A 17,913-nucleotide genomic window follows, 5' to 3' on the forward strand; every position below is an offset into this window, starting at 1 on the left:
GCATCCACCAGATCAGACGCGAGTCTGGCACGCGAACCGTCGGTGCGCTCAATTCGCTGATCGCTTGCCGGAATCGAAAGGAAATGGAAATCCCGCTGACACCCAATCAGATTTTCCAGCTGATTGTGCCTGGTGTTTCTGTCGTCTTCGCGTTCAGCTTCCTTAGCGTCTGGATATACGATAAGACACGGCAGTATCTCGTCCTGCTGTTTGCCTCTTTTATCGCTTACGCGGTCGGTTCGACAATGGAGATTTTTCATTGGCCAGCCGACTGGAAGCTGGGTGCTGTGACAACGGCGTTGCTCTTTGTACTGAGTGCCCTTTCCCTGAACGAGGGCGTCTTACGGCGGCGGGGTCTTCGTTTCCGATGGACGACGCACCTGCTCGTCCTCGCGACCGTCACCGCTGCGATGTATTTCTTCTCCTACGTCAAGCGGGATCTTCTGGTTCGCGTGTACATCCTGAATTTCTGTATTGGTTTTGTCGTGCTGGCTACGGCATTCCGTATCCGCTCGTCGCTCAAGCGTCGGGCGGTTGATCAGGCGCTGTTCTGGGTTCTTCTCGTTTTCGGTCTTAGCTTCTTTGTCAGGACGGTATTGACGGTCGGGCAATCACTGCCCCACAGCCCCACGCAGTTCGGACAGACCGCGTTTTGGGTTGCACTGCAAATGTCGCTTACCCTCTTTGGCGTCGTGCTCGCACTGGTATTGCTGGCCGCAACGGTGTCGGACGTCATTGAACACGTTGTCGCCGAACGGGATCTTGATGCGCTCACCCAAATCCTGAACCGCCGGGCTTTTGAGCTACGGGCGACCCGCCTCGCCGCCGACCGCAAGCACCGCCCACTTTCGATGGTGATATGCGATATAGACCATTTCAAGTCGGTCAACGACCGCTTCGGGCACGCCGCGGGCGATGAGGTCTTGCGCGAATTTAGCCGGATTCTGCGTGCAGTGGTTCGGGCCGACGACATCGTTGGCCGTATTGGTGGCGAGGAATTCGTGATCCTCCTTCCCGGCGCGGACCGCACATTGGCAAAGGGCATTGCCGAACGCTTACGTACCGTTTTGATGTCCACGCGTTTTGCGCAGATATCCTCCACGCTTCACGTCACAGTTAGCGCGGGCGTCGCTCAATGTCAGGACGACGAAACAGTGACCACGTTATTGGCCCGAGCGGATCGACTGCTGTACGCCGCGAAACGCACGGGAAGAAATTGTACGGTGGCCGACGAGGCCGCCGTAGCGCCCGAAGCGTCGACCAGATACCTTGCGTGAGCGCCATAGCCCGGGTCGAACGGGCCATGGCGCGCCATTTCTACCGTCGCCAATACCGTCGAGTGCTCTCACTCCCACTCGATCGTCAACCAACCATTGGAGCCTTGGCTGGACAGCTTTTCCGCTCGATCAAAGGTCGTGAATACCGTTAGCAATACCGAAAAACCTGTCCGGCACTTAACGGCTTTCGCCGGGCCGCATCGGAGAATCCAAGCCCGCTTTGCTTGAAAATTGCGAACACGGAGCGCCGTGGGGCAACTTGTAAACGCGATACCGTCACTGATACCGTCAGGCTCTTTCGAACGCGGTTCTCGATATCGGTCACAACCGCAATGCAGCGGAAAGATCGTCGTGCTCGAAGGCGCTCGCCATGCGTCCGATCTCCGCTCGCCGGCAACCGACTTCCTGAGCAACTGCCTGCCATGTCCGGGTCACATCGGCCACCTCCCGGATCGTGGCCCGAGCCTGTTTCACCGACAAGCCGAAAAACTCCGCCGCATTTTCAAGGAGGCCGACCGAGCACGTTCCCTCGTCGAGATCAATGTTAGTCGTCAGGATACGTGCCTTGATGTCGGTTGGCGTGGGATTGAGGTCATAGGCCGGTGACAATATCCAGCCATCGCGCCCCGTCCACAGAAAACCGTGGTTGCGCAGATGGTCATCCACATTGGAGACCAGGACATTGAAGACCACGCGGCGATACAACTGCGCGGCATCGGCCCGCGCCTTCGCACCGTGCTGTGTCAGCGCGTCAACCAGTTCGGGATAGCTGCCACGTTGGCCGTCTCGCGATCCTGTCATCGACATTGCCGAGAGAAAGGGAATGCGAATGATCCCCGCGCGATCGAAGCGACGCGACAGCAGTACAGCCTTGCCCGCTACCTCGAGCAGTTCGTGATACGGGGTGGGGATACCGGCGCGTTCGGCCAATCGCAGGGCGATTTCCTCCCAGGTCTCGATGCTGTATTCGTCGGTCTCCTTCGGAAATTTCGCAATCGACAAATGGCCGTACTGGTCGATGACCGAGGCCTTGGGACGTGCGCCACCGAGTGACGACCCAGGCGCGAAGATCAGTTGCAAATCCTCATCGGTTTCCTCGTCCCGCAGGATGCGCTCGGTGATTTGAAGCAACCGACCCAATTCGATCAGTGCGGGCACACCAGTAGGCGCGGATGCCTGGAATTCGTCTTCTCCGCTCCAGCGGAATCGCAGCGCGCCGAGGCGCGTTTCATCAGCTACGCCCAGCAGATAATCCAGTTCACCGAGCGTGCGAACGCGCCGTCCTTCCCGTTCGGCTTGTCGACGCTCCGCACGCTGCATGAGGCGGCGTCCCCAGGTATCCGGCGCCGAATCGCCAATCGAACCAAAGATGGGTTGATCAGGCGGCGGCGGGAAGACGCCGCGCGTCAACGCCAGCGCCGGTTCAATCGAAAAGCGCTCGTCGTCGGCCAGCCAGGTCTCGTCATATTCGAACGTAACCGTTTCTTCCCGGCGCGATGCATGGCGTCTGAGCAACCCCACTGGTCGCGGCGTGCCGTCGAGATCGATATACACCTCGACATCAGCCATGATCACTCTTCCCCCTGATACGGGGCAGCCGGACGCGCTGAGGCAACGCCGCGGTTGCCAGTGACTGCCCCACTGTATCCCGAGCGGGGTCAGCAACCTCCAGTAGGCCATCCAGAAGCCCAAGCGCCTGCAGAACTGCCGCATAGATGCCCATGCTCACGCTGGGATCGCCCGCCTCGACGCGCTGCAAGGTCGCTCTCGACGTGAAGGCCCGCTCGGCAATCACAGCCATGGTCAACCGGCGGCGGCGACGCGCGTCGTGAATATCGACGCCCAATTTGCGCAGCGCCCGCCGGACGCCGGCAGAAGGAGCATGAGGGGTTGGCATGTTGCAACCTTCCTGAGTCTCTAATTCCTTTAATGTATCACGAAGATTACATATCGATCAACGATCTTATCTGACTTGATCGCACGACTCGACGCCGTGCTGGTATGGATCGCAGACCACTCCGCTGGTAAATTTCTTTATGACGATGAGCCTCGTACAGTCAACCGGCAGCCTCCCCCCACTGCGATGACGCAGCTACCATAGAAAATCACCATGCCCTCACGCGACCCAATACGGCACAGCATCAACCAACGCCTGAAAGACAGTTCATGGCGCAAATATGCGTTCAACGCATTAGAAATTCTGGACAGCGAGCCTAAACTTTTCATCAACCTTGAGAACGGCAAAAAATCCTGAATGGCAAAACCATATACCGGTTCATCGAGGTGCGAGAGCCGCCTCATAGCGACAAAGACATATCATCCAATCAAGCCGTTCTCGCAGATATGATTAAACACTATGGCGACCGCGGTCTCTACAACATCAAGAACGCCGATTTCTGGGGAGGAAATCAGGGCGCTGACGGTTTCATTGAATTTTTTGAGCCATTTATTGGAAACTTTTCCGGTTGCGCAACTGATTCGACCGAGGAGGTGAAGCAATTCGCTATGACAAACCCCATTCACGGGCGATGCGTGCACTTCCCGTTAGAAATTGGCTATTGCATGCCCGATCAGATCGAGACGCATTTGTCTACCGCCCGCTGCATTGCACGCTTTCCATATGGCTCGCGTTTTATAATATTTATGGAGAATGTGAGTTAACACAGCACATCCTGACCGCATGACGCTCCCGGCGCACCGATCGACACTCCTTTATCCGAAACAGATACGACTTCGGTCACTGTTGACGTATAGCCAGTTTGCGACGCCCCTAAGACCGGAGCGAGACCTCGCCCCCCCCTGGATTAATAACGACCCTCGCCAGTTTTGAATGGCGCGAGTCGTTTGTCACTTACGAAAACTTTTGATTTAAAAAGGGAGAATCCCTATTCCCACTCGATCATCAACGAGACTTGCAAGTCCGCATGGTTAAAGGGATTTGCAGTGATCGACGTGGGCCCTTACCGTCGCTTTTACCGTCAGGAAAACACGCCCTTTTCTGGCGCGGGATTCGGGACGATTTGCGGAGCGCCGACCTATCATCAATCAGCTTCAATCATACCGAATAGGCAGTAAGACTTCAGGCTCTTCTGCACTGTGCTCTCCAAAGAATTGCCGGCGTTAGCGCGAGGCTGGGTTGTCAGCTCGTTGAAACACCATAGCGCTTGAACAGAGCCTCGAAGAAGGCCTTTAAGTCCGCCTTGGCTGCTGGCGCCTGCAGCTCCACGGCCCCAAAGCGAAAGACTTCATATCCCGCTAGCTTGAGTTCGCGATCACCCCGGACCATCTGCGCATAGCGTTGCACGTCGGCACTCCCTGCGCCGTCCGCGTAGTGGTGCTTTCCGTCCACTTCGATGACGACCCGCACACCCTGCGGTAGCAGCAACAGGAAATCCATGCGAAAGCGTAGAAGCGCATCCGGCCCTCGCTCCTTGACCGTGCGTGGATCCCAGTGAAGCCATACTTCCGGCAGCAGTGCGGGCAAGTTCGGTACGGCACTGCGGAACCCCTCGAAGAAGGCGTCGAACAACAAGGCCTGCGGCGGAGAGTTGCGGGGCAAGCTGGCCTTGAGACGCGCGTACAGCGAACGCTTGGCTTGCGTGGCATCAGCGATCTGCTCGGTATCACCCCACCACTGCTGCAGCTCGCTCCAGCGCAGCCCATCGTTACCGATGGGACGGTCATAGACGAGCACCTTGTCGGCATTGGTGACGATCTCGACGTCGTTGTCTAGCGCGTCGCAGAAACGCAGATCGGGCTTGTCGGGTGAGGCGAAGATAAGATTCTTCGGCCGACCTTTGGTCGTCGCGTGCAACAAAACCATCGAGAAGACCGGGTAGCCTCCCTCCGAATCCGTCTCGCGCAGCTCGACGCCGCAATTGCGCAGCGACTCGTTGACGCAAGCGACGAATTGGCGTTGCGCTGCCTCGTCGGGTCGCACGTCGGCCGAGGCCAGCCCCTCAAGAAACAGCGCAAAGCGCCGATCGGAAGCGTCATAGGCGCCCAACTGGTCGAACAGCGTTTCGGCCGGCCAATCCTCTGGATTGCGATGGACGTGCTGCTGGATCTCCGCGCGCAATCCCTCGGGCTTGCCACCCAGCCAGTTCATCCAGTCATCGGCATCCAAGATCCACAACCGCTCCAGAAGGTCGTCGAACCTGTGAGCATCTCCATACAGCTCTTCGCTGTTGAGTCTTCGAGCAACTTCGCGCCGATACCGCTTCGGGATCGGCGGACATCCGCTGTCGCTCCAGAGAATGTCCTGAATCTGGTTGCGTATAGTGGCATTGGGTGGGTGGCGCACCAGCAGCTTGCGGGCCACCGCAGGCAGATCGGCGTCAGTTGTCGCATCGAAGCTGGCGGTTATGCGCTCACGCTTGGAGCCGTCCGTGGCGGGCACGGGCAACCCCAATTCTTCGCAAAGCATTGGCAACATGGTATGCGTGCCGGCGTCTTTTAACCCCGTGATGAGCGGCTCCAACAGCGAGCGAAGTTGCGCGTAGTCCATCGGGTAAGACTCAACCTCGCAGCGTCATGGCGCGCATCAGCGCGTCGATCTTATCGAACGCATCCTGCTGCCTCTGTTCAGGCGTGCGATTGCCCAGCGCGCGTATCTTCGACGGAACGCTCCACACAGGAGAGCCCGTATGCAACGCGGCATTCGCTCAGGGAAGCGCACGATTCATGTGTGCGCACATGACTAGGCTCAGGAACAACGCAACGTGTTTAATTGCACGGATTGCCGAACGGAACGAGCTTTTCTTGTGGTCGTCATGAGTCTTCATAGGCACCTCCTCGGTGAAATCAAGGTTGAAATCCAAACCAGCCTGAACGGTCTTACGAGCCTGGTTTGTGCCCAACACATGAACCGCGAAGTGGGTGCTCCCCAAAGACAGCCTGTCTTCCCTGAGCGAACGCCTGCAATGCAGGCGTTCGCTGCGAAACGCTTTATTCTACATCGCCGCTGGTCGCTACGAAAGCCATACAAGAAGTGCCGGGATGCACCGCCGACGGCGACAGTCCGAGGCTCCCCACCATCCGTAGGCTCAAGTGCCACATATAGTCCGGTTCGCTATAGTCCGACGTCGGCGCGGCCATCGCCAGACGTTGCAAACAACCGCGGTCTTGGATCGACGGAAAAGCTCATGGTCCTTCTTCCTGGCAGTCGTCTTGGCCTGTCCTGCTTACGTCCGCGATAGCTGTCGAGACAGGTCAATAACGAGACCCACGATGTTCGGCACATACGCTGCCGGGATCAGGGCGTCGAGATTCTCGGCCATCTCCCGTGCACTCTGGGGCTTCTGGCCGCCTGGTCCTCTTTTTGTTCTATGGCCAAACCAGAGTACCAGGTACATGCCGACATCTCCGGCCGCCGGACTGCGCATATATCGAGGTTCGAGCTGGTCGCGCCAGGCTGACCAGACCTCCGGATGGCTATCCTTCTTGATTTCGACCGGGGAAATCCTGCGCTCGCTCTGGACGATCACGGTGGTCTGCATATCCGCCCGACGCTCCGCGGCAGAGACGCTTTCCTTTTCAAGCTGCACGTCGCGCAATGCGATGCGATCCCGCAGCAACCCTAACAGGATGTCTCGGCAGGTATTCTCATCCTTCGGTTTCTCCCCCCCGTTTCCATCGGCTTCGTAGAAAAGGTCGAGCCAGTTTGTCTCCTCGAACTGAATCCTGCGTGCGAAATAGATCAGATGGTCGCGCAGGAGCTCCGCCATATCGCGTGAATTCGCGGGCGCTCGGTTTGCCAGCATCAGCGCGACTGCGGCCGGCGATGGCGCGACGAACAGGGCGTTACGGGCGAGCCGCCTCTGCTCAAACATCAACCCGTCAAGACGAATCTGCCACGCGTCCATCGTCGAAAGACCGCGCAGTCGCACAAGTTCGGCACCCGCGACAGGAGCCGGCGACGCCGACAGCAGATTTAGAAGCCGATCGATGGTACCGCTCAGCTGACTGGGAGGTGAACCATTCCACAGTGTCGATGGAGACGAGGGCTGAGTAACGAGCAACGAAATGACTCGCGCGTTGATCGCCGGCCGCGCCCGCAACATGTCAAAAAAGTCACCTTCCTGTCGCTGCACAGACTCTGCGAGAACAAACGGGCCTCTCGGGCTTGCCAGTATGCTCCGCTCCAGCCGCCGAATCTCTTTCTCGGGATCAAGGCCAACGAGCGCGACCCGCACAGATGTTTCTACCTCCAGACTTAGACCGGTACGCTCAAGTATTGACTTCAACAGCGCCGATCGTGCTTCTAGCGAAAGATGTCTCGCTGCTGCCGTTAGCAACACGTTCGTAAAAAAATGGAGTTGCCGCTCATCCGGTGCTGGCCCCATGGCCTCGACAAGCTGAGGCAGCAGATGCCGGACGAACTCAGTTGGCGCCTCGTTCTCGCGGAGAAAATACAGTGGATCAGTCCGTGGCACCGCGCTCGCCTGAGCTCGCCAGCACCGTGAAACGAGATTCGCGATCACGACAGGTTGCAACGCTGCGATAGCCAGGAACCAAACGGGTTTGGGGCCAATCGATTCCAGCATGTGAAAGCCGACCAGACTCTCCATGAGTTCCGTGCTCCACGCCAGATACGCAGACAGGTCGTCCTGAATCGCGAGCTCGGCCGCAAGCAGCGCCGCAGAGCTGACGGTGTAGACCTTGCGCGCCGCAAAGAGATGAAGGATATCGTCAATGCGAGGCAAGCCGAAGTTCGATAGCACCAGCTTCAGGCCACTTACTGCCCGAGCCGCATCCGACTCCGACACAACGAGAAAGTCACGGACGCGCTCGGTGCCCGTGTCGCCCTTGATGTCGTAGAAGAGCCCCCGATAGGCCAGTCCAATGTCCCGCAGTAGACCAGGGTTGCCCTTGCCCTGATAGGCGTCCAGCAGTTGGGGGGCAATGCGCAGTTGCCGCTCTGCACGTTCTCCCGCTTTTCTCTTTTGCTCGTCCCGTTTGCGATGATATTCGCGTCTTTGATATGAATCGAGAGCCCACGCGGTCTGCTCGATTTTCCAGTCGTTCGCCGATGGCCATCGCAAGTCGTTTGCCTTAATCCATTTCTCTAGAGCTTCGAGATCAATGTCGAAATGGCTGGCCATGTTGACAGCAGCATACGTCGCGCTTTGCAGGCAGTATCGTGCGAAGTCCTCTTCATCGGCATCTATCGCTTCGGCCAGAAGCCAAGTGAACCAGTCACGTGGTTTGGGGGCGCGAAAAAAGCATTCGTCAACGTTTCCATAGTGGTACCGCCCGTCCCGTGGATCGGCACGGATTCGCGAGACTTCCTCAAGGAATACCGACCTCAGTACCTCTGGCTGGCGACCAAACCACCCTGCCACCTTCCCGCCAGCGTCGGTTGAGAGCACTGCGCTTCCGTACTTGTCCAGACCGATTGCAAGCCACCTTAGCAGGCGTGTAGAGTCAACGGCGTCGCCGTACTCTAGCACCGCGCGGACCAGGACTTTCTCGGCAAGCTCACGAATGCCCTCATAACGTTGTTGGGGTACGTCCTCATCATCACGCGCCTCTTGCGTGCAGAGTGTGCCCGCAAAAAAGTCGGCGGCCCCGGGGACGTCCTCGCCCGGCAGTCGTCGCATGAAGTGGACGGCCCAGAACATCCTGTACTGACCGATCAGTGATGGCTGTTTCGGAGGCTGACAAAACTCAAGTACCTCCGCGGTCGACATGTGATCTGGATAAAGCCGGTCAAGCAATACACCAATCAGCTCGTCGTAGTTGTCGACGACCCGACCTTGAAGAATGTCCTGGCACAGGGTCTTTGCGGCCGCTGCGCTGAACGTGTTGTCCTTCAGCCACGCGCTCAGGGCGCCAATTCTGACCTTGTCCGGATGCGTATCGTCCCGTCCGACGCGCTCCAGCGTTTCGCCCAGATCCGGGAATGGTTCGCCGTAAAGAATCGCATCCAGGATGCAGTCGAGCAATGCCTCATGGCCAGTGTCTCGCGCATCGCTTTGGAGATATCGAGCAAAAATATCTGACATGTCGTGGGTCCCGAGCGCCGCAAACGGGTGCGCCTCCCAGTTTTCGTTACGAAGCCAGGGAAGTCTTGCCCCCTCGTCGCGCAAGGCGGTCAGGAGCTTCGTTTTTTCACCAATGGAGAAGGAGTAGACATCCCCGTACAGGACGAGCCCCAGAGGATCGCGGGCGATCAGCAGCTCGCGGTCCTGGCGACACCCAAGCGTCATCCAAGCATATAGCCCCCGCAACGGGTCTACTGTCTGGAAATCCGCACCGGATATGACGGCGAGGACGCGCTGAACCGGAAGTCCTTTCTGACTGACCAGCTCGCCAATTGTCTTCCCCGCTAGGTACTCGCCAATTGTCCGGTGGACCGGTCGCCGTAGATCGCCATCGGACACAAACAGTTTCGAATCAAGGGCCATCAGCGCCGTCTGCCGGTCCAGTGGAAACTCTTCGGGGAGGTCATCGATATGAAAGCTGTCTTGCGGAGCAACCCCCTCCGTTCCGATGTAGATAGCCGTGCAATTGGCTACCAGCATCACCGCGAAAAGCTTGCCGGCGCTCGATGCTATCCGGTTGGGCGGAGTGTTGCGCCGGGTTAAGCGCATCTCGAGATGGGTTGCGTTGTGCTCGCGCGCCAGCATCGCGCACGCGGCCGCGTACGTCGCACTCCGGCTGTCGGGCCATTTTCCGTCCCTCACAGCATCCACGAGCAGATTGAGCAGCAAGGGATTGCCGAGAAGCGGAGCGAGTCGTCGTTGCTCAGCCTCCATCAGGAAGGTGGCCGGATTCGCCAGTCGCGTGGGCGTCCATTTCGTCAGCAGCTCTGTGATTTCGAACTCGCTCAGCGGCTCGAGCCAAAGCGTCTCGACCGACCCCGACGGCGACACCCGTACAAGATCTGAAGCACCACCCCGTATCCAGTCGGCTTCACGGCAGGAAAGTCTAAATCTCGGACAACCCGCGCTTTGCAGCACTGCCCTGACTTCGTCCAGAGACGCGAGTGGCGACGTAGAATCCGATCTTCGCTCGTCAAGAGCGTCAATGAAGAGCGTCTTGCCTGCTGCAGACGGTGGCAGACCCAGCGTCACGAAGTCCCGGACCGTAACGTAAAGGGCGTCCTCCCCGTTGGCCAGTGCTTCCGTCTGGAACGCCACCGTTTTTCCAGATCCGGGCTCACCGAGCAGAACGTACGCGTCCAAATCGCGCCAGTCTGACAACATGCGTGTGCCTGCCAGTTGACTGTCTCCCTTAAGGCTCGCAGCCCGCGGGATATGATATTCAGGATGCATTCGGGACTCTCAATATTTTCGGTATTGCAGAATAGTAGTCGCAGCAGCATCTCTGAATCTCACGCGTTGACCACACACGCTCGCTTTCGCGGATGGATTCGGTCTTGTGACAACGTGCAGTGATTTCCCGTTGCCGCTACTGGCTGGGCTCGCAGCGACGGTTTGCAGATGATCCGGTCGATGTCTGCGAACTTCGCACCGACAAGACAACATGCGACTATCCCTGATGTGTTGCCTATAGGAGCCGCATATCTAGACGCATTCATGAGGCGAATCACTGTACGCGTCAAACCACGTTTCTCACTTGGCGAATGCCGTCTCAAAGTGAACGGTGAGAGCGGCGGCGCCATCGATGTTCCCGTACCGTCAGGAGAACCGCGGTTCAATCTGCTATCCAGAAAACGGATACTTCAGAAATTCATCTCGCTGGCACAGCCGGTCTTCGGTGAGGGCCATGCGATGCAATCGCACGCGACGTCTTCAAACTGCGCAATGCCCGCTCGGCCAACGATGTGATCACCGGGTTTCGACTCATCAACTGAGCGTTCCCCCTAGTAGCGGCGGTCTTATGTCGCGCTGCCGATCTGCCTTGGCCGCTCGGGCTTTGGTGTGGTTTTCACTCCATCCCGAACATCTCTGCGAAGGTCATGATCGGCATGGCCTCCTTTCGCTGGAGTTGCCATGGATGGAATTCGTCATTAATTAGGGGGAGGCCGGTTCGCCCAGCCATCATCCACAACAGGGTCGACTCGACATCGTCGCCATCCTGCAGGGACGAAAGCCAGGTGCGACCGCGCGATGAGAGCGGCCAACGGGCGAATTGAGCGTCGTTCGTGGAGACATCGTCGCTGTCGTCGAGGAAGGGATGGTCTGTTGCCAAGAGACCATGTCTGATCGCCAACGCCCGCGCGGCCTCGTGGTCGTCGATCATTGACAGCGCGACTGCCACGCGGGCGTCGGACGTGTTGGCACTACGAAGGGCCTCTAGGGTTCCGGCGTCGCAGTCGGTCGCCAAGTGCGTGCCGAGCGCTAGCAGCAGTGGCGCGGCAAACTGCGGATCGATGTGGTCCGACGCCGCATTGATCACCGTCCACGGCACGAGGTCGTGCTCTAAGGGATGCCGGCTGATCCGATGTACGACGGCCCATCCTGCCGCGTAGCGCACCGGATAAAGGTTCTCCTCCTTGCCCCCAACGACGTGGTAGTCGTGAAGACCGTGTTCGATCGCATCCCATGCGGACGGATGGTCTGGATAAGTTAAGAGATCAAGTAGGTCCGCGTGCAAAACAACATCAATCGCTTCGTCTTTCGCTCTGTTGAGGAAGGCGATGATGTGATCGAGAACTGCCGCCGGCAAGGTGCCGAATCTGCCGAGAGCCTCTGCGGCGGCGCGGGCGACGTGATACTCGGGTTCTTCCCGGTGTTGATGTTCGGGATGCCGGGCGTAGTTTCGACGGTCGTCGAGGAGCGTTAAGAGAGCGTCGACCCCCTCGCTCCAGCCATGTTGACCGATAATCACGGCCAAGGCTGCTCTGACCGGTGCGCTCTTGTCCGTGGTCAGCTTTAGAAGCTCCACCTTTTCAGCCTCATTCGCCTTTGGGGCCAAGGCAGTCGCGGCTATACGGCGGACTTTGTAGTGCGGATGGCTGAGCGCCGTGACGATCGCACTCCGAGCCTCAGGACAGCCGAGTTCAGCCAAGGCTCGGACGGCCGCCTGCGCATCGTCCTCGTCCTCAGATTCTGCCCACTGTTTTGCCAAGGATAGGACATCTTGACCTTCGGCCGCGGAGATCAGAAGCAAAAGACGGGTCAGGCTGCGTGGGCCCTCCACCAGCAGGTCCTGGGCTTGCCTTGGCGGGAGGTCTCGGAAGCACTGCAGAAGAGTGATGTCGTCAGCTCCGAGCGTGCGCGAAAGCGCGAGATGCACTGCAGCCGCGCCATCGGGTGGACTCGCGGCAAGGATGCGCTGCGCGAGCGCGACCTTTTTCTTCCCAAATTCGAGATTGGCAATCTCGGGCGCAAGCAGGGCTGCGCGGACAGGAGACAGCGTCGACAAAAGTTCCAGCAGAATGGTTTGGGCCGACGGCTTGCCAGATTTTTCCTCCCCGTCGCCTTCAAGGAATGACAGAGCCCGGACGGCGGCGTCGATCGCCTTGGGACCACCGCTGGTCAGGGCGTGCGAAACGCGGTCTCGTCCGAACTCCAAGCGCCGGTCTGCTATAACTCCCAACCCTGCGGCCTGAAGACGGTCATCCTCCTCCGCAGCCTCGAAGAACGCATCAAGCTCGGCGGCTGTGACCTTCGGCCAGTTGTAGCGCATTGCCTCGGCCCAGAGAGGCAAGATGATATCCGGCCTAGGATGCTCCACGATCCAACCATGGCCTTGCTGGCTACGTCTTGCCTTGACGTAGCCCTTGGCAAAGTGATTGGCTGAAGGCCCCTCCTCCTCGACGCGCTCCTGGATATGGAGACTCTCGGCGAAATCGAGTTCGCCCTGCCAAGCTCGGTGGCGGTCCACACTCGACTGAGTAAGGGCGGCGTCGACGCTCGCCTGCATTTTTTCGATCTGATCCCACACAGCCTCATACGGCGGCTCAAGGCCCGCCAGAGCGCATTCCGAGATCGCATCGGCGCTCATTACATAGTCGGCCGCTTCGGCCACTGCTTGGCCGGCGGCCAAAAATGCCTCGGTGAAATCCTCTCCGAACGACTTCAGCCAAGGCAGCAGATCATCGCCGTCGTAGTTGGTGGCAGTCCGGGGCAACTGGTGAGCGATGAACCCCTTGAGTATGTGCAGACGGGGATCTGCGGCGATGACGGCCTCGCGGTCGGCCTTGGAGACCTTGGGCGGTCGCCAACCGATAGCGGCAAAGCCATCTTTCTCTTTGGGCGCGCCGTGTTCGAGCCAGTTAACAAGCCAGCCAATCGGCGACTTCGGACTGAGCCGACGATCGGCCGCGCGCCAAGCCCTGCGGAAGGCATTGGCATGGCCGACGGCTTTGGTCAGGCCGTCGCTCAAAAAGCGATCGAAGTTAGTTTCAACGGCCTCGTCGAGTTCGACACCGTCGTTCTCGAGTGCCCTAGCCCCAGTCACCAGGCGCTCAACCACATTTAACCAGTTCAAATCCTGCGCGGCGAGTATGAGGGCTGCCCGTGCGGTAGCGTTCAGTGCGTCCTCGGCCGCCCGAGGCTGCTCACGAGCCAACTGCTCCATAGCTTCGATGACCTTGGCATGAGCGACGTAAGCCCCGTCGCCGTCCTTGGTCAGTTGGGTCTGAGCCAAATGCTCTGCCAAGTCGTCGAGTCCGATCTCGACGCTATCTTCACGATCTACTTCACGACGGAGCCTCACGAGCTCGCTAGGCGGCAGACTACGGGAATAGCGCAGCAATGCCCAGAGTACAACCGCGCCGCGGACACCTCGGTCGCCGAAGCCGCGGATCTGGTCGCGGACCACCTGCTGCCGGCTGTCGCTGAGCGCCCGATCTACCAGTCTATTAATGTCCGCCTCGGCGGGTTTCTGGACGGCAATTAGTTCACGCGCGAAGGCGTTCAGCTCGAACGGAGACCTCAACGTGCGAAGCAGACGCGCTTCGTGCTGGAGCGCGAGATCTTGGCGCCATGCGCCGGCTACGGCCAGAGAGCCATGCAAGATCGCCTGGCGTGCGGCGTCATCATAGGCGTCGTCGTCAATGACCACAGCGCGGTCGGCCCAGACCGGAGGCGGCGATGCGCTGAGGGCCGCGCGATAGATCTCACTTCGAGAGGTGATGACGAACTGCTTGTCGGAAACCCGCTGGTGAATGAGAGCGCTGATCCGTTTGGACCATTCCTCAGCTTCTCTCCTCTTGAGAGCGGACTGGCCCCAAGGGTCCTCCAAGTGGAAGAGCACTCGGCCAGGGGCAGCGAATGCCTCCTCGATCGCCGGCAATCCCGCGCTCTCGCGGACCACTTTGTAAGGTGGAGCGGCGTGACGGCGGTCGAAGGCTAGTTTGTCAGCAGTCAGACTCTTGCCATAGCCCGATGGACCAATCAACAGAACTGCGCCGAACCGAGTCAAGCGCGCCTCTGCGACCGGCAAGTTAGCAGGCGCGACGTAGCGGGCGAGCTGTGGGTTTGCATGTGGCACACCGCCGAAGCCCTCGGCGACCTTCTCGATGTCCGCCTTGCGCAGTGGATCGGGGACCGCGAGAAAGCGATCTTCGACCGCTCGTTTAAGACGATCGACGCAGGCGTCGAGTCCTTGGCTGGGAACGTGCAGTCTTTCCGTAAGAATTTCGTCGATTTGCCGCCGCGTCTCCGAATGCGTCATACCCTCGATCAGGGCGAAACGGCCGGCGAGACTTTGCCGCTGCGGCGCCTTGAGATTGAGGTTCGAGGGAGTGAAGTCGGCATCTGGAATCTGTTCGGGGTACTTGACCCGACCTTTGGCCAGAACGCCGTCGACGCTGGAGTTCGTGATAAAGACGTAGCGTCGGTTGCCGTCAGCTAGCAGCATAGCCTTGGCCCGAGGCCGAGGCTTAGGACCCTTGATCCCTTTGGCTATTTTGTCATTGACCACGCCTGCAAATTCCTTGCTGCTCCAGGCGCCCGCGCCCTTGAACTTGATCTGGACATGCAGTTCGCCGCTGGCGATGATCTTGAGGCTGGAGTCGGCCGTTTCTTGCGACACGGCCAAAAGCGCCTTGATGTCGTCGTGCGAAGCCGGTTCGACCACGACCTGATCCGTGACGGCGCCCCGCGAGAACATCAGCCGCAACGCCACCCAGACCGTTACCAACTTCTGATAGTCATAGCCTTGGTAAGACGGATTGGCCCCGCCTCCGTCATTTTCTATCGTCATAGAAATTTTGGTTCACTCATGAAGATACAACCGGCTGGTCCCGGAGTGTCTTAAATTGGGGCGGAGGTCAGTGGAAATTAGCACTTTCACGCCACGCCCCTCGGCAAGCCGCCCTTCTCCGATCATCTCGCTCCTTCAAGTCTCGGCCCGGCACAAATCCAAGTCACTAGGCCATTGACGTGCGGCAGCGTTTCTACTATATTTTATATTAGAAATAGAACTTCTTGAAAGCGAACATGGCACGACCAATGAAGCCTGTACCGAGTCCTGTGTTGCAAGCCGACGAGGTTCGCCAACAGCTTACGGAACTCGCGCGGCAACTGACCACCGATCCTGAAATCGCTAGGTTCTCTCTGGCGGTCGACAACCGCACGGGAATGGTCTCGGCAAATGTGCAGCACTGGAGCGGACGGATTCAGCACGACGAATGGATTGCGAGAGATCTGCGCCAAAGTCAGCAATCTGACCCTGCCTCGTTGACGATCTGCGAGCGGAACCGTTCGGTTCTGTCGTTGCTGAATCAAGGGATCACTCAGGTGGAAGTGGCAAAACGCATCGGAATCTCTCAGTCTCGAGTTGCGCAAATCAAGAAGTCGTCGATGTAGATCTCATAACGCTACGCTTGTTCAGCGGGCTTATAAAAGGCTCTGAAAATGTCCAAAATCATCAAAGTTGCGAATGCTATCGTTGATGGTGGCTCCGATCTCATCGAAAAAGTTGCCACCCCTGCATCGCGTGCGGGATCAGCAGTTGAGCGAGCCGGCCGGCTGCTGGAGGAAGGTGTCGATGCGGAAGTCGTCGCCTTGCTGATGACAAAAAATAGTGCAACGGGCAAGCAGTACACCGAAGCCAAAGTCCTGGCCTATGGTGACCTCTATCAGGACTCAAAGACCAAGACCCCGTTGACTGCCAAGCAAACCCGCGCACTGATCAAAGATCAGCGCGCCCAAACGGGCGCCGATGCCCCCTTGCCTGCCTGATAGTCGACTTGTGCTTTCAGCAGCGCGACCTGCCAACATGGACGTTGCGCTTGCTCAGGATACTTGTGCGTACCGAGGCAGCCTATTCAGATTGTGCTCCGGGATCACTTCCATTAATAGCCTCGTCCAGATAGCACGGCGGCCGATCCCCCAGTCCCTCAATTTTCTCGGAACAGCCTGCAGCCTGACCAGAAATACGCGCGGATGAATTTCTCCGTCAGCGCCGGAAAAACGAAGGTTAGAATATCAAACGTGCTACCGAAAGTGACGCTTGTACTCTGTCATCGTTACCTCTTATAGGCTAGGACATTCCATGCCACCGCTGGATATTCCGCTCGATAATATAACCGAAGCCGATCTCAGAAACCTTCTCACGATGAAGGTAGGTGAATCGTCCTACCTCGATTACAAGCAGCAAACCTATGGCGATAGCGGCGACAACCGTTCAGAATTCCTTGCAGACGTTTCGTCCTTTGCTAATACCCTAGGTGGCGATATCGTTATCGGCATCGAAGAACAAGACGGAACACCGACAAAGCTTATGCCCTTCGAGGGGGACGCTGACCAAGAAACGAGGCGCCTCGAGCAAATCGCTTTGACTGGCCTCGAACCTCGGATTAATCATTTACGCATTCGCGCAATTCCCATCGCCTCCGGTGGCCATGTTCTAGTTGTTCGGATACCGAGAAGTTTCCTTCCGCCCCACCGAGTCATCGCCCGTGATAGCAACAAATTTTGGGCGCGTGCAGGAACCACCAAATATCAGCCTAACGTCCATCAGCTTCGCCAACTGTTCAATGACGCGCCGCATATGGCCGAGCGAATCCGATCGTTTCAGGCCGACCGGCTGGTCAAGATTGCCGCCGGCGATACGCCGATTCCACTCAACCAGTTAGGCAAGGTGGTAGTTCATGTTATTCCTGTCCCATCATTCGCGGATGGACGGCTAGCCGACATCGTCCAAGCGATCGCAACCGGAACACACGTCCCCTTACCTCCCGACGAAATCGGTGGATCGAACCAGACCGGCGTCAATCTCGATGGGTTCTATAACTATACGAATAGGCACGAGGAAGGCACCCGTCTCGCTTATGCCCAGTTCTTTCGAAACGGCGCGATGGAAGGTGTCGGCGAACTTCGTCATGAACCAGATGGCCAATCGCGCTTCGTCGGTCTCGACTTCACAACTCTCGTCATCAAAGCAGTCCGGCAATATCTCGGGGTATTGAAATCCTACGATACTGGCTTACCAGTCTACGTCTTCCTCTCCTTGTGCAATGCAACTCGAACTGTCTATCGATATTCGCCGGAAGGACTGGGCTGGAGCGAGACCTCCCCAATCGGGCGTGAAATCGTTGCGCTCCCAGAGATCTATCTTGACAACTATGACGTTGATGTCCCTGCAGTTCTACGACCAGTCTTCAATGTACTTTGGAACGCTGTGGGCCTTCACCGATGCGACATGTACGACAGCCAAGGAGAATGGCGCGGAAGCAACGTGAGAAACTGAACGCAGATATATCGCTAATGGCACC

10 protein-coding genes are annotated in these 17,913 nt (G+C 58.2%); 5 read left to right on the forward strand and 5 right to left on the reverse strand.

Annotated elements, in window-relative coordinates; all coding sequences use genetic code 11:
- Positions 1 to 83 precede the first annotated feature (83 nt).
- Positions 84 to 1,277 carry a GGDEF domain-containing protein gene (locus BUS12_RS22850; protein WP_074299550.1) on the forward strand — a complete coding sequence of 398 codons (1,194 nt, stop codon included), beginning with the start codon at positions 84 to 86 and terminating at the stop codon, positions 1,275 to 1,277.
- A gap of 321 nt (positions 1,278 to 1,598) precedes the next feature.
- Here the strand turns inward: BUS12_RS22850 and BUS12_RS22855 are convergent, their stop codons facing one another.
- Together BUS12_RS22855 and BUS12_RS22860 are read right to left on the reverse strand one after the other, a co-directional pair.
- Positions 1,599 to 2,846: a type II toxin-antitoxin system HipA family toxin gene (locus tag BUS12_RS22855; RefSeq protein WP_074299552.1), complete on the reverse strand. Its 1,248-nt coding sequence runs from the start codon at positions 2,844 to 2,846 to the stop codon at positions 1,599 to 1,601.
- A complete protein-coding gene (locus BUS12_RS22860; RefSeq protein ID WP_074299554.1) occupies positions 2,839 to 3,174 on the reverse strand; it encodes a helix-turn-helix domain-containing protein in 336 nt (111 codons plus the stop codon). The genes BUS12_RS22855 and BUS12_RS22860 overlap by 8 nt, the downstream gene beginning before the upstream one ends.
- A 446-nt stretch (positions 3,175 to 3,620) precedes the next feature.
- On the opposite strand from BUS12_RS22860, the gene BUS12_RS22865 reads away from it, so the two are divergent.
- Complete coding sequence (locus BUS12_RS22865; protein ID WP_074299556.1) at positions 3,621 to 3,938, forward strand: hypothetical protein; 318 nt, start codon at positions 3,621 to 3,623, stop codon at positions 3,936 to 3,938.
- Positions 3,939 to 4,416: 478 nt separating this feature from the next.
- Here the strand turns inward: BUS12_RS22865 and BUS12_RS22870 are convergent, their stop codons facing one another.
- The 3 genes from BUS12_RS22870 to BUS12_RS22880 all read right to left on the reverse strand — a co-directional run bounded on the left by BUS12_RS22870 (position 4,417) and on the right by BUS12_RS22880 (position 15,398).
- Complete coding sequence (locus BUS12_RS22870; protein ID WP_074299558.1) at positions 4,417 to 5,784, reverse strand: AbiJ-related protein; 1,368 nt, start codon at positions 5,782 to 5,784, stop codon at positions 4,417 to 4,419.
- Between the two features lie 676 nt (positions 5,785 to 6,460).
- On the reverse strand, positions 6,461 to 10,486 hold the full coding sequence (locus BUS12_RS22875; RefSeq protein ID WP_074299559.1) for a hypothetical protein: 4,026 nt from the start codon (positions 10,484 to 10,486) through the stop codon (positions 6,461 to 6,463).
- Between the two features lie 685 nt (positions 10,487 to 11,171).
- Positions 11,172 to 15,398: an nSTAND3 domain-containing NTPase gene (locus BUS12_RS22880; RefSeq protein WP_074299561.1), complete on the reverse strand. Its 4,227-nt coding sequence runs from the start codon at positions 15,396 to 15,398 to the stop codon at positions 11,172 to 11,174.
- Between the two features lie 248 nt (positions 15,399 to 15,646).
- On the opposite strand from BUS12_RS22880, the gene BUS12_RS22885 reads away from it, so the two are divergent.
- The 3 genes from BUS12_RS22885 to BUS12_RS22895 all read left to right on the forward strand — a co-directional run bounded on the left by BUS12_RS22885 (position 15,647) and on the right by BUS12_RS22895 (position 17,888).
- Positions 15,647 to 16,003: a sigma factor-like helix-turn-helix DNA-binding protein gene (locus BUS12_RS22885; RefSeq protein WP_074299563.1), complete on the forward strand. Its 357-nt coding sequence runs from the start codon at positions 15,647 to 15,649 to the stop codon at positions 16,001 to 16,003.
- A gap of 48 nt (positions 16,004 to 16,051) precedes the next feature.
- Positions 16,052 to 16,378 (forward strand): hypothetical protein, encoded by a 327-nt coding sequence (locus BUS12_RS22890; RefSeq protein WP_074299565.1) that lies wholly within the window; start codon positions 16,052 to 16,054, stop codon positions 16,376 to 16,378.
- A gap of 313 nt (positions 16,379 to 16,691) precedes the next feature.
- Positions 16,692 to 17,888, forward strand: a complete 1,197-nt coding sequence (locus BUS12_RS22895; protein ID WP_074299567.1) for an AlbA family DNA-binding domain-containing protein — start codon at positions 16,692 to 16,694, stop codon at positions 17,886 to 17,888.
- The last annotated feature ends 25 nt before the right edge of the window (positions 17,889 to 17,913 follow it).

It is taken from the genome of Paraburkholderia phenazinium (genome assembly GCF_900142845.1).
Classification (GTDB): Bacteria; Pseudomonadota; Gammaproteobacteria; order Burkholderiales; family Burkholderiaceae; genus Paraburkholderia; species Paraburkholderia phenazinium_A.

Coding starts and splice junctions, on each gene's coding strand:
- BUS12_RS22895 (WP_074299567.1), top strand. CDS start 16,692: ATGCCACCGCTGGATATTCCGCTCGATAATATAACCGAAGCCGATCTC.
- BUS12_RS22890 (WP_074299565.1), top strand. CDS start 16,052: ATGTCCAAAATCATCAAAGTTGCGAATGCTATCGTTGATGGTGGCTCC.
- BUS12_RS22870 (WP_074299558.1), bottom strand. CDS start 5,784: ATGGACTACGCGCAACTTCGCTCGCTGTTGGAGCCGCTCATCACGGGG.
- BUS12_RS22885 (WP_074299563.1), top strand. CDS start 15,647: ATGAAGCCTGTACCGAGTCCTGTGTTGCAAGCCGACGAGGTTCGCCAA.
- BUS12_RS22865 (WP_074299556.1), top strand. CDS start 3,621: ATGATTAAACACTATGGCGACCGCGGTCTCTACAACATCAAGAACGCC.
- BUS12_RS22875 (WP_074299559.1), bottom strand. CDS start 10,486: ATGTTGTCAGACTGGCGCGATTTGGACGCGTACGTTCTGCTCGGTGAG.
- BUS12_RS22880 (WP_074299561.1), bottom strand. CDS start 15,398: ATGACGATAGAAAATGACGGAGGCGGGGCCAATCCGTCTTACCAAGGC.
- BUS12_RS22855 (WP_074299552.1), bottom strand. CDS start 2,846: ATGGCTGATGTCGAGGTGTATATCGATCTCGACGGCACGCCGCGACCA.
- BUS12_RS22850 (WP_074299550.1), top strand. CDS start 84: ATGGAAATCCCGCTGACACCCAATCAGATTTTCCAGCTGATTGTGCCT.
- BUS12_RS22860 (WP_074299554.1), bottom strand. CDS start 3,174: ATGCCAACCCCTCATGCTCCTTCTGCCGGCGTCCGGCGGGCGCTGCGC.